Below are 12,003 nucleotides of genomic sequence, written 5' to 3'. Positions count from 1 at the left end.
AACGTTTGATTTCTCCCCAAAAATTGCAGATGCCGTGCCCCGAAAGCCTGCATAATGCAAAAATTGTAGATGCCGTACCCCTGTAGCGGCACGGCATAGATAACTTTTGATTTCTCGCCAAAAATTGTAGATGCCGTACCTCTTGGAGTAGGGAACATAGATAACTTTTGATTATTTCTTCCCCATCTTCCCGATCAAAGGTGATGCTGTACCTCACTTTGATTGCAATCCGCTGTAAGGGGGGTACGCGGGGATCGGATTTAGTATGACTGGCGTTACTATTTTTGTACGCTACACAGTTGTGAGTTGCGTAGCGGTGAGACTGCATAAGTCCAATGGGGTTAGACACATCTTCTATTAACGGGTGCAAAACCTCAGTTACGCTTTTTTATCCAAAGAAAGCTAGTCAAGCTAAAGAAGGAAGTATGAAGTACTGCTATAGAGCGATCGCTATTTTAGGACTTGCTGCGATTTTGGCACAGATGACGGTTGCTTGCGGCGGTCAACAATCTGCAAAACTCGAACAACCTGTCCCTGCATCTCCAGCTGCTCCCATACCAGCTGCAAAGGCACCACCGCAACCAGCTGCTCAACCAGCACCCCAGGTTAGGAGAAGACTCGCTACCGAACGACTCTCGCAACAAAATGGTAACCTTCCCTCCCCCCAAGAGTCTCCAGCTGAACAAAACTATAACCGCGAGGGATACAATCCCGTTGCAGAAAATCCTTTTGTCAGGGTAAGCAAGAGTCCCCTTTCCACCTTTTCTATCGATGTCGATACCGCGTCTTACAGCAACGTCCGACGCTTCATCAATGAGGGGCAATTGCCACCCAAAGATGCAGTCCGCCTTGAGGAAATGATTAATTATTTTAAGTATGAATATCCCCAGCCAACGGGTGCTAATCCATTCTCGATTACGACAGAAATCTCACAAGCTCCTTGGAACCCCGCCCACAAATTAGTGCAAATTGGTTTGCAGGGAAAACGCCTGTCTACCGAAAATCTGCCGCCCAGCAATCTGGTATTTTTATTGGATGTTTCGGGTTCAATGCAAGACCCCAACAAATTACCGCTGGTTAAACAATCTTTGCGGTTGCTCGTGAACGAGTTAAGACCCAACGACCGAGTCAGTATTGTTGTTTATGCTGGAAATGCAGGCGTAGTTTTACCTTCCACGCCTGCTAACCAAAAAGACAAAATATTAGACGCGATTGAAAACCTGGAAGCAGGTGGTTCTACCGCTGGGGGAGAAGGCATTCAACTCGCCTATAAAATTGCCAAAGACAACTTGATTCCATCGGGCAATAACCGCTTAATTATGGCAACAGACGGAGATTTTAACGTCGGAGTATCCAGCGATGCAGAATTGGTACGCTTGATTGAAGAAAAGCGCAAACAAGGTGTTTTCCTAACCGTTCTTGGGTTTGGTATGGGAAATTTACAAGATGCCAAGCTAGAGCAAATAGCCAATAAAGGAAACGGGAATTATGCTTACATCGATAACCTGCTAGAAGCTAGGAAAGTTTTGGTCAAAGAAATAGGCGCCACCTTGCTAACTATTGCCAAAGATGTCAAAATTCAAGTAGAATTTAATCCAGCTAAAGTCCAAGCATACCGTTTAATTGGGTATGAAAACCGCCTGCTGCAAAACCAAGACTTCAACGATGATAAAAAAGATGCCGGAGAACTAGGGGCAGGACATTCGGTGACAGCCCTCTACGAAATTATTCCGGCAGGGGTTAAAAGCAATGTGCCGCTTGCTAATGTTGACCCTTTGAAATATCAGCAAAGCAACGTCAAGCCTGTGGCTTATGGAAGTAACGAGTTGATGCAGGTAAAATTGCGGTATAAGGAACCCAAACAAGAAACTTCTAAATTGCTGAACGTTCCATTAATTGACCGGGTAATTCAGCTAAAAGATGCTTCGACAAACTTTAAATTTTCAGCCGCTGTGGCAGAGTTTGGCATGGTGTTGAGGGAGTCTCAATTCAAGGGTAATGCTAATTTTGATGATGTTTTAAGCTTGGCGAGTCAATCCCAGGGAACCGATTTAGATGGCTACAGAGCCGAGTTTATCCGGTTAGTTCAAAAGAGTAAGTCCTTGAAAAAGGCACGGGGATAAAAGCTCAAAAAAAGAGGGAGAAAACTAATGATTGATAGAAGCGATAGCCACAACATTACATCCCATCCCGATTGTGCTAAATTCGGCTATCAAATTGAGCGGGAACTAGGACACAACAAAAATGGGGGACGAGTCACCTACCTAGCAACTAATAACGCAAGTTGCTAGTTACATCAAGCGGTAATGGCTAATGGCTAATGGTTAATGGCTAATGGCTACTTTTCAAGACGGCAAAAGCCTGTTAACCCAATTAGCAAGCTCGCAATTAGCAATTATCGCTGTTACAAGTTATAACTAGCAACTTGAGTTAATATCAAGACTGCAACGCCTGTCATCGTTAAACAATTTCAGTTTGCCAGAGTCGGAGCCACCTGGTCAGATTATCACGCACATGAGCGAGAAATTGAACTGCTGCAACAGCTCAATCACCCCAGCATTCCTAAGTACATCAATTCCTTTGAAACAACCGATGGGTTTTGTTTGGTACAAGAGTATAAACGAGCGGCTTCCCTCGCTCAGCCACAATCTTTTACCCCCCAAGAAATCAAACAAATTGCCGTAGCTGTTTTAGAGATTTTAGTGTATCTACAACAGCAAAACCCTCCAGTCATTCATCGGGATATTAAACCTGAAAATATCCTAGTTGACCGCTCAGAATCCCTCAAAGTTTATCTGGTAGATTTTGGGTTGGCTCGAATAGAAGGAGAGGAAGTCGCTGCTACCAGTGCGGTTAAAGGCACGTTGGGATTCATGCCACCAGAACAGATGTTTAATCGCCCGCTGACAGAAGCATCTGATTTGTATAGTTTGGGGGCGACGTTGATTTGTTTGCTGACCAAGACAAAATCAACAGAAATTGGCAACTTGATTGATGAAAATTGTCGCATCAATTTCCAGCCGTTAATGCCAAAACTGAATCCGCAGTTTATCGCCTGGTTGGAAAAAATGGTCGCACCTAACTTCAAACATCGCTACCCCAATGCCGCTACTGCCTTGACTGCCCTTCAATCCATCGATATTCTTACCCCAAGTACAACATTAGGAAGGCTCTCTCCCACAACCCAAAAAGTTTTATTAATTAACCACCTGGTATTAGTTGCCGCATGTGGTACAATTTTCATCATAGGTGACAGAATATTAAACCATTCAACCATAGGGAATCCCGGTATAACTGTCCGGGAATTGCAGCAAATGGGTTGCGTTGGGTGCGGTCTGAAAAAAGCAAATTTTAGGGGAGCAGACTTGCGGAGTTTGGATTTAACAGATGCTGACTTAACAGGTGCAGATTTGAGGGGAGCCGATTTGCGAGGCTCGTATTTGAAAAATGCCAACCTCACCAATGCAGATTTGAGAGATGCTAACCTCGCGAGTACCGATCTAAGGGGCGCTATAATGCCAGATGGTTCGATTCATCGGATTGACTAAAACAGGATTTAGGCAAACACCAAAGTTTCTATGAAATGGGAAACTAGAGATCATGGTCGAAACTTTGGTGATGGCCTCCTAGTGCCTACAAAAGCGCTATCGAATCTTAGAGTCAAGCCAAGTCACCCTAAAGGGTGAGTCCACTAGAAAAAACTGGCATAATATTTTCTCAATCTTCTAGTTCCTCCTGACATACTGAATTTATTCCGAAGCGGGATAGAACAAGACCAACAGATAAGCGAGACATTGCTCTAAATAATGACTGCTGCTGTGACGGTTCAACAATTGGTCTATTAGGCTTTTAAACTCACTTCTAGTAATTCAGGAGGAACTATGAAGAATTCAGCGCGAATTTCTTACCCAATTGATTTGGCTGGATATCAATATCCTCATCCCCATTATTTGCAGACGCGAGCCAGGATTAATCGTCTGATTAAGCGCTATTTTTCAATCGAAATTTTGAGCGATCGCCTAGCCGATCTGCCCAGGCAATTTGAAACTCCCCATCAGCGGATTTGGGAACCAATTAATTGGCAAGCCATCAACCGCAATCAAATTATTGGGATCGACCCAGAATTATTTCTGAAAGTCCTAGCTGGTGCGGCTGAAGTCGAAGCCCCGATTCGAGCTTATGCTAAAGAAAGCTGGGATTATTTACAAGCAATTCATCCTCAAATGGCGCGGTTTATGGGTGGGCAATTTGCCAGAGATGGGAAAACCATAGAAGTGGGAATATGGGAAAAAGAAGAACGGCAACACTGTCCGACTTTTGCCAAAATTTATCAGCAATTAACCGGGGAAAAAATTAAGCCGAAACCAAACTCGGTTCAAGGATATCATTCTACAGGCAATCTGCGGCAAGATGTTTACAAACATGCGCTGAGTCGAATTGCAACCGAGTGGAGTGCTACATCTGTATACCTGTGGTTAATGGCGCATTCGACAGGAGAATTGCAGCAAGCGATCGCTCAACCATTGCAAGACGAAGTAAACCACCTAGCCAAATTCTGGGGGTTCACCCGCTGGGCGTTTGCTGACTCCTATTTAAGCCGCTTAAAAGGCACAACAAAAAATCTAGTAGGTTTGCTAAAACACCACAAAGGCGAACGCACTCATGGCGATGATGTTTTCCAATTGGAAAATACCGTTCACGCAGTCGAACTAGCCTTTACATTCGCGAGAGTGATGGTAAAATTACGGCGGTGGAACTATACTCTTAACCATCGCTATCTCGAATCGTTGTTTGGTGCATCGCCGTTAAGAAGGTCCCTGGGGATTGTTAGAATAAGAAAAACCGCAGCCTAATCTCTTTGAGCAGCGTCATTAACTGCTTCAATAAAGAAGAACCCAATTTAGCTAAGGCAAATCAGGGTTCTTTATTGTTGAGTGAAAATGGGGAATTAGTTTCTAAATGGAAGTTATCCCAGCAATTGATTTACTAGAAGGTAAATGCGTGCGACTGTATCAGGGGGACTATTCCCAGTCGCAAGTCTTTGACGAAAACCCGGTGGCGGTGGCGCAACAGTGGGTAGACCAGGGGGCAACGCGGCTGCACGTGGTAGATTTAGATGGTGCGAAAGCAGGTAAGCCTGCGAACTTGGAAGCAATTGCAGCAATTGTGCAGGCGGTATCGGTACCAATACAAGTCGGTGGAGGACTGCGCGATCGTACCAGTGTCGCCCAACTGTTAAACTTAGGCGTCGGACGAGTAATTTTAGGCACTATCGCCGTCAAACAACCCCAGTTAGTCGCCGACTTGTGCGGCGAATTTCAGGGGAAAATCGTCGTAGGCATCGACGCCCGTAACGGCAAAGTCGCCACCGATGGTTGGTTAGAAACTTCCTCAGTTGCCGCCACCGATCTGGCACACCAAATGGCACAACTAGGTGCAGCGGCAATTATTTATACCGATATCCACCGCGATGGGACGCTCTCAGGGCCTAATATACAGGCATTGCGAGAACTGGCAGAAAGCATCGCCATCCCCGTCATCGCCTCCGGCGGCGTCAGTTCGCTTACCGATCTCCTGAGTCTACTAAGTTTGGAACCAATTGGTGTCAACGGCGTTATTGTCGGACGCGCCCTTTACACGGGGGATGTTTCGCTGAAAGAAGCCATACAAGCCGTAGGTTCTGGGCGTTTGCAGGATATACCGCCAGATTTTGGTGATTCGGCATTTGCTTAAAAAACAACGGGATTTGCACTTTGAGGAAAATCCGTGCTATGCTTATAAAGCTGCGGACGGGCGTATAGCTCAGTTGGTTAGAGCGCTACGTTGACATCGTAGAGGTCACTGGTTCGAGTCCAGTTACGCCCATTTTGATTAACCAGGCTGAAATCGATGAATAGCAAGCGTTTCAGCCTTATTGTGTTACTACACAGTTTGTGTTTAAACCTGTTATCACAGGCATCTGACCTCAGAAATTGACCTAAATCTGACCTAAGAGTTAAATAGCTTCTGATACGCTTCTGTCTAGCTGGTGGGCTGATTTACTTATAGCGGTTTGCGACTTGATAGAATACACTTGATTTTGCATAAGTTAATAGTTCGCTACGCCTTGCTTAGTTTGTCAAGCGCGCAGCATTAATGCTGCGCGCTTGACAAACTAAGCCACAAGGGCTGTACACAAACTGCTATAAAACAGTCCCATAACGTCTTACAGGCGATTCTGGTGGGAGTGCGATCGCATCCGTTAGCAAGTCGTTATTGGGGACTACCGCGATCGTAGGGGTCACTGGTTCGAGTCCAGTGTCCATTTAAGATGGGGAAAGATGGCAAAATCCTCCCTAATCGCTAATTATGACAGACGCTAAAAACGTACTCGGTACGAAACTAGAGCTTTGCTGTACTTCTCCCCTGACGGGATATTACCGCGACGGGTTTTGTCGCACGGGGGGACAAGATTATGGTTCGCACGTTGTCTGCGCCCAAGTGACGGCAGAATTCCTGGAGTTTACCAAATTGCAGGGAAATGACCTCAGCACCCCCGTACCAGCTTATCAATTTCCTGGGTTAAAACCAGGCGATCGCTGGTGTTTATGCGCCCAACGCTGGCAAGAAGCTATGGAAGCTGGCTTCGCACCCCCTGTCGTCCTCTCTGCTACCCATGCTAGAGCTTTAGAAGTCGTTTCCCTCAAAGAACTGAAACAACATGCACTGAACGAGGAAGTGCAATAGAGTTACAATCGATCCACTCCAATTGAGATAGTCGGTTATGGTCACGACTCAAGAGAATTCCGTGCGTCAAACGGCAACGCTGACTATCACTTGGGAAAAGTTGCCGGATGACTTTAAATTAGAAGAAAAGCCTGTGGAAAATACAGGTCAACCGCTAATTGCTGGGGCTTTGCGCGAAAGTTTGGAATTGGCAGGTTTGATTAAACCAGAAATGCTAATTGCCTCTAATTTTGGCCTCTGTGCCACTGTGAACGGCGATTTAGTCATTAAAGCACCCGATTGGGTTTATGTGGCTGCGGTGCTGCCTTTGGAGCAAAGAAAAGACCGCAAAAGCTATACGCCCAATTTAGAAGGCGATCTCCCCACCATCGTGATGGAATTTCTTTCAGACATAGACGGCGAGGAATATTCGGTTAAGCGCACCTTTCCCCCTGGAAAGTGGTTTTTTTATGAACGCATTCTGCAAGTACCGACCTACGCTATTTTTGCACCCGATACGGGACTTTTAGAACTGTATCGGTTGCAAGATGGACGGTACGAATTAGAATTGCCCGATGCTGATGGACGCCATTGGATGACGGATCTGAAGTTATTTTTAGGCGTCTGGCGGGGAGAAAAGGAACAACGTCAGGGTTATTGGTTGCGGTGGTGGGATGAAGCGGGGAATCTGCTACCTTGGGCAGTAGAGCAAATTGAACAAGAACGTCAGCGGGTGGAACAGGAACGTCAACGGGCGGAACAGGAACGTCAACGGGCGGAACAGGAACGCCAGCGGGCGGAACAGGAACGTCAGCGGGCGGAACAGGAACGTCAACGGGCGGAAATATTGGCGGAATATTTGCGAAGTCAAGGCATCAACCCTGACGATCTAACCTAACAAATAGTAGGTGGTGCTGGTGCTAGAACAACGCGGCGCACCAGTTCCACCGTTAGCTGAATCTGTTTTGATTTCCAAGTATGAATGCTTTAGAATTAACGGGTCGAGCCAGAACGCATATTAACGCAAGTTGCTAGTTATAAACAAGGCCGTTGCTAATTGCTAATTGCTAATTGCTAATCTTGGATTTTTACTGACATTAGCCATTAGCCTCGTTCCCAGGCTCCTGCCTGGGAACGCCATTAGCCGCTCCCAGAGAGATAACTAGCAACTTGAGTTATTATACAAATAGAAAATCCAAGATTCGCCGTTCATCCTGAAGTGGTTGAACCATTTTTTGCCATGGTTCAAGCTGCTAAAAAAGCCGGAATTTTGATGACTCCATTTAGTTCTTTCCGCGACTTTAAAACGCAATTACGCATTTGGAATAAAAAATTTTCAGGTGAAAAGCCGTTGTATGATATGCACGGCTTTCCCAGAAATTACTCGGTTTTATCTGAATCGGAAATTATCGATGCGATTCTGAATTGGTCCGCCTTACCCGGAGCTAGTCGTCATCATTGGGGTACTGAAATTGATGTAATTGATGCTGGTGCGATTCCTCAAGATTATCAAGTTCAATTGTTACCTCAAGAAGTTGAACCAGGAGGGGTATTTTATCAGCTACATTGTTGGCTGAATGAAAATATGGAACGATTTGGTTTTTTCCGTCCTTACCGTGAGTATCGCGGCGGAATGTACCCGGAAACGTGGCATTTGAGCTATGCTCGCGTTTCTATTCCAGCACTTGAATCTCTAAGTTTGGAATTATTAGAATGGACAATTCAAGCAAGTAATATAAAGGGTAAGCAATTAGTTTTAGAACGCTTGCCAGAAATTTATCAACATCACGTTTTGAACATTACTTGTTAATGAGGCAGAGCCTCCCATAACTCGTTCCCAGGCTGAGCCTGGGAATGAGGTGCAATCTATAATATCGTGTCCGCCTGAATACCCATAGTTAGGACTGACGCGGAGAGGGGGAGATGGGGAGACGCTCTGAGATTTAATTAAGGGCTATTTGCCGGACATCATATAATAACTCGTTCCCAGGTGGAACCTGGGAACGAGAAGACAAGAGGCTCTGCCTCGGCACTTATAATATTTCCACCGTTCCCCTAGATCCGTCAATTCGCACGCGCTGACCTTCTGGCAAGATATGAGTAGCATTGGCTACATCCATTACTGCGGGGATGCCGTACTCGCGGGCGACGATCGCACCGTGAGATAAGCGCCCACCGACTTCTGCAATTAACCCACCGGCACGGGCTAACAGGGGCGCCCAACCGGAGTCGGTATAAGGGACGACAATAATCGTATTTCGGTCAATTTCTGAAAAGGTTTGCCAATTGTGCAGGATTTTGACTCTACCTTCTGCAATTCCTGGACTGGCGCCAATTCCTTGCAGTTGTTGGGTGGATGTGCGATCGCTTACATTCGAGGGCGGTGGCGGTTCGTTGCCGTAAAATACGAATGGCACGGTTGTAAGTTGGCTATCTTGTTCTAGTTGCGATTGCCTCGCTCTAATCAACCCAGGTAAGCGTTGAATTAAAGTGCGATCGTTCGCTTCTACAATCCGGCGAATTTCTGAAAATTCCAAGAAGAAAATATCCCCTGGTTCCGATAGCAATCCCGACTGTAACCAAAGTTTTTCTATTGCCACAAAAGACCATCGCAATTCTGCCAATAATTGGCTGTAAATGCTAGTAACTCTTCCTTTAAGATTGAGCCGTTTTTGGATAGATTTAGCTTTACTGCTTTGGCGTGCGGGGGGTGGAGAAATTGGCGGAGGATTGAAAATAAATTGCGCGAACAATTCTCGAACTGGACTCGGATCTTCTTTCCAAGTAGGAACGGCAATATCGGTTCCGACTTCGCTGAGATAACCGTAGCGTTCTAGAAATCGGTCAAATTGGTCTAAAACTGACTTACCCTCTGGAGTTTCATCTAACACCAATAAAACACTATTTGAGAGCATTGATGAATTTTGTATTTGAGATTCTCCTCTGCTCCCCTGCTCCAAATTGGGTAGTATATTCCGGACAGTTGCCGCGAGTTCTTGCAGTTCTCGCAATGCTGCTAATTCCGGCATTTCTTTGGCATCGAGTTCCTTATCTTTTACCTGGAAAATTCCTTGCCGCAGTGCTAGACTTAGGGGCGATAAAATGCTATAATAAGTTGCTTTTTTGAGGAATTCTAAAATTAAATCAATTCGCTCTAGCAGCGAGTTGGCATTATTAGCAACGGATGGGGATTTCAACTCGGCTAAACCGGGAGCAAAGTACTTTTTATAATCTTGCTGGAAGTCTTTTGGCAAACTTATTTCCCGTTGCAGGAGGCGCAGCAATCCCGGAAGGTTTTGCAATGTAGAAAGTAGGGGAGGTTTGCTAAATTTTGCTCCTCTGGTTAAAAACTCCAAACTTTCCGGCGGTAGTCCCATACGGCGGAAGATTTGCCCCAATAACGAGGCATTAAAATAGGCGCGGGAATAGTGCAGCGTCGCGGTTTCATTAAAATCTAATCCCCGCGCGCGCTTACCCAAAACTAAGGTAAAAAGTTCTCCCCAAACGCCACAAGTTAGCGGACGATTTATCGACCAAGTGAGGGGACGAATTAATCCGGGAATGACTTCGGCGGCGATTTTTCGCGTCCAAATAGGCGATAAATTAGTAATAGGACGGGATTGTAACAACCAAAGCGTTTGACCGTCGTAACTCCATTCAATATCTTGGGGAATACCGTGATAGCGCGCTTCTAAGTGGCGTGCTAAGTAAGCGACTTGCCGAATAATTCCTGGCGGGATTTCTCCTTCTCCTTCGATTTGTAAATTGAGATTCTCTGGTAATACCCAACTGGAAGAAACGATATCGGCATCGCTAACAACTACGCGATAATTCTCCGGTGTTACTTGTCCGGAAACTACAAGAGAAGCAGATCCGGGTAATGCTTCAATAACGACGGCATCGCCATATTGGATAATTGGATCGCGACTAAAAGCAACGCCGGAAAAAGCACCTTGTACTTGTGTTTGAATCAGTACCGCCATTGCTGCTTCGGGGACGTTGAGTTGTTGGCGATACTCAACAGCAGCGGGTGCATTATAAGAAATTTGACATTGATTAATTGCTTCTTGCAACGCTTCTTTGCTAGTCACGTTTAAGATAGTTTGATATTGTCCAGCAGCAGAAGCTTGTTGCGAGTCTTCTCCAATTGCGGAAGAACGAACTACTAGGGGTGCTTGTGGGGAAGGTTGAAGGGATTCTATCAAAGGTTCGGGGTCATCTCCTGGGGGTAATACCCATCCGGGGGGGACGGGATAACCCCAACGTTTGAGTTGGGATAAAGTAGCAGCTTTTTGTCCGACTTTAACAGCATCTAAGGGTTGTTGTAGGGAAATCATGGCTTTATCGCCTCGAAAAAAGCGAAATAATTTTTGGGAATTGGGTTGACTTTCTGCTGTGGGAAGATCGAGATCGTCGGGGATTTTTTGGTAGATCCAACCTAGTAGAATACTGAGAGCGATCGCCACTACAATTCGCTCGACTTCCCTGGGATACAGCATTGCCAAAATGAGGGGACATAAAATTAAAATCCACAGGCGTCCCGACTGGCGATCGCGTACAATTGTAAAACCAATTCCCCCAATCAAAAATACCAACAACGCCACCTTCGGGTCGTGAACAACATAACCCCAAACAACGTTAGTCGTTCCCGCACCTTTTCCCATCCAATATCGCCCCATTACCAAAGCAATTAAAGCAATTAATTCCCAAGTTGGGTTGTTAGGAAAAAAAACCCGCGCCAGCAATACCGCTGCAATTCCTTTAAACGCCTCCGACAAGACAGCGAGAATACCGACAAGGGTTCCCCCGTGGTAGAAAGCAGCTTGAACGCCAATATTACCCGTACCAATTCTGGCGAGATTGCGCCTTGTCAGTGCAAAGGTAATCCACGCAATTAAAGGTAGTCCCCCCAGTAGAGGACAGACGATGAATATAATTAGCGTTCCCCAAACTTGCATCATAATTTATTAGAATTCTCCAACAACTCTTGTGGGATAGGCGTCTCGCCTGTCAAAGAGTTTGTTTTTTGCAGAGGTCTATTAGTTGTCGGGTGTGTCAGGCGCAGAGAATGAGTCCCTTTTGACCAGAGTTAATTCGTTTGCACCTGAGGCACGATTCGCGGGCGGAGGGTTGTCGGGTGTGTCAGGCGCAGAGAATGAGTCAATTTTGACCAGAGTTAATTGCTTTGCACCTTTAGCACGATTCGCGGGCGGAGGGTTGTCGGGTGTGTCAGGCGCAGAGAATGAGTCCCTTTTGACCAGAGTTAATCGGTTTGCGCCTGAGGCACGATTCGCGGGC

General features: G+C 45.9%; 11 protein-coding genes and 1 tRNA gene. 9 read left to right on the top strand and 3 right to left on the bottom strand.

What is annotated here, in order from left to right; all coding sequences use genetic code 11:
• Positions 1-349, bottom strand: a 349-nt coding sequence (locus tag MiSe_RS17435) for a hypothetical protein (protein ID WP_226582605.1), incomplete at its 3' end; no start/stop codon positions are given.
• Between the two features lie 76 nt (positions 350-425).
• On the opposite strand from MiSe_RS17435, the gene MiSe_RS17430 reads away from it, so the two are divergent.
• From MiSe_RS17430 to MiSe_RS17405, 6 genes are all read left to right on the top strand, one after another.
• Positions 426-2,123, top strand: a complete 1,698-nt coding sequence (locus tag MiSe_RS17430; RefSeq protein ID WP_226582602.1) for a vWA domain-containing protein — start codon at positions 426-428, stop codon at positions 2,121-2,123.
• A gap of 27 nt (positions 2,124-2,150) precedes the next feature.
• A complete protein-coding gene (locus MiSe_RS17425; RefSeq protein ID WP_226582600.1) occupies positions 2,151-2,291 on the top strand; it encodes a hypothetical protein in 141 nt (46 codons plus the stop codon).
• Positions 2,292-2,435: 144 nt separating this feature from the next.
• Positions 2,436-3,548 carry a serine/threonine-protein kinase gene (locus tag MiSe_RS17420; protein ID WP_226582613.1) on the top strand — a complete coding sequence of 371 codons (1,113 nt, stop codon included), beginning with the start codon at positions 2,436-2,438 and terminating at the stop codon, positions 3,546-3,548.
• Between the two features lie 333 nt (positions 3,549-3,881).
• Positions 3,882-4,853: a hypothetical protein gene (locus tag MiSe_RS17415; RefSeq protein WP_226582597.1), complete on the top strand. Its 972-nt coding sequence runs from the start codon at positions 3,882-3,884 to the stop codon at positions 4,851-4,853.
• Positions 4,854-4,959: 106 nt separating this feature from the next.
• Positions 4,960-5,733: a 1-(5-phosphoribosyl)-5-[(5-phosphoribosylamino)methylideneamino]imidazole-4-carboxamide isomerase gene (hisA, locus tag MiSe_RS17410; RefSeq protein ID WP_226582594.1), complete on the top strand. Its 774-nt coding sequence runs from the start codon at positions 4,960-4,962 to the stop codon at positions 5,731-5,733.
• A 58-nt stretch (positions 5,734-5,791) separates the two neighbouring features.
• Positions 5,792-5,865 (top strand) — tRNA-Val (locus MiSe_RS17405).
• A 317-nt stretch (positions 5,866-6,182) separates the two neighbouring features.
• On the opposite strand, the gene MiSe_RS51010 is transcribed toward MiSe_RS17405, so the two are convergent.
• Positions 6,183-6,305, bottom strand: coding sequence for a hypothetical protein (locus MiSe_RS51010; RefSeq protein ID WP_264196547.1), 123 nt, complete (start codon positions 6,303-6,305; stop codon positions 6,183-6,185).
• A gap of 43 nt (positions 6,306-6,348) precedes the next feature.
• Between MiSe_RS51010 and MiSe_RS17400 the strand changes: the two genes are divergently transcribed.
• The 3 genes from MiSe_RS17400 (at position 6,349) to MiSe_RS17390 (ending at position 8,515) form a co-directional block, all read left to right on the top strand.
• A complete protein-coding gene (locus MiSe_RS17400; protein ID WP_226582591.1) occupies positions 6,349-6,726 on the top strand; it encodes a DUF2237 family protein in 378 nt (125 codons plus the stop codon).
• 37 nt (positions 6,727-6,763) lie between these two features.
• The gene (locus MiSe_RS17395; RefSeq protein WP_226582588.1) at positions 6,764-7,603 is read left to right on the top strand and encodes a Uma2 family endonuclease; all 840 of its coding nucleotides are present in this window, start codon (positions 6,764-6,766) and stop codon (positions 7,601-7,603) included.
• A gap of 279 nt (positions 7,604-7,882) precedes the next feature.
• Positions 7,883-8,515: a M15 family metallopeptidase gene (locus MiSe_RS17390; protein WP_307731447.1), complete on the top strand. Its 633-nt coding sequence runs from the start codon at positions 7,883-7,885 to the stop codon at positions 8,513-8,515.
• A gap of 223 nt (positions 8,516-8,738) precedes the next feature.
• On the opposite strand, the gene MiSe_RS17385 is transcribed toward MiSe_RS17390, so the two are convergent.
• Positions 8,739-11,666, bottom strand: a complete 2,928-nt coding sequence (locus MiSe_RS17385; RefSeq protein WP_226582582.1) for a glycerol-3-phosphate acyltransferase — start codon at positions 11,664-11,666, stop codon at positions 8,739-8,741.
• Positions 11,667-12,003: the final 337 nt, after the last annotated feature.

It is taken from the genome of Microseira wollei NIES-4236, from assembly GCF_020521235.1.
GTDB classification, from domain to species: Bacteria; Cyanobacteriota; Cyanobacteriia; order Cyanobacteriales; family Aerosakkonemataceae; genus Microseira; species Microseira wollei.
This window is presented reverse-complemented; position numbering and strand designations above follow the sequence as displayed.

Excerpts from the sequence above, each read along its gene's own strand:
- MiSe_RS51010 (WP_264196547.1), bottom strand. The coding sequence starts at position 6,305 with ATGGACACTGGACTCGAACCAGTGACCCCTACGATCGCGGTAGTCCCC.
- MiSe_RS17430 (WP_226582602.1), top strand. The coding sequence starts at position 426 with ATGAAGTACTGCTATAGAGCGATCGCTATTTTAGGACTTGCTGCGATT.
- MiSe_RS17385 (WP_226582582.1), bottom strand. The coding sequence starts at position 11,666 with ATGATGCAAGTTTGGGGAACGCTAATTATATTCATCGTCTGTCCTCTA.
- MiSe_RS17400 (WP_226582591.1), top strand. The coding sequence starts at position 6,349 with ATGACAGACGCTAAAAACGTACTCGGTACGAAACTAGAGCTTTGCTGT.
- MiSe_RS17425 (WP_226582600.1), top strand. The coding sequence starts at position 2,151 with ATGATTGATAGAAGCGATAGCCACAACATTACATCCCATCCCGATTGT.
- MiSe_RS17415 (WP_226582597.1), top strand. The coding sequence starts at position 3,882 with ATGAAGAATTCAGCGCGAATTTCTTACCCAATTGATTTGGCTGGATAT.
- hisA (WP_226582594.1), top strand. The coding sequence starts at position 4,960 with ATGGAAGTTATCCCAGCAATTGATTTACTAGAAGGTAAATGCGTGCGA.
- MiSe_RS17395 (WP_226582588.1), top strand. The coding sequence starts at position 6,764 with ATGGTCACGACTCAAGAGAATTCCGTGCGTCAAACGGCAACGCTGACT.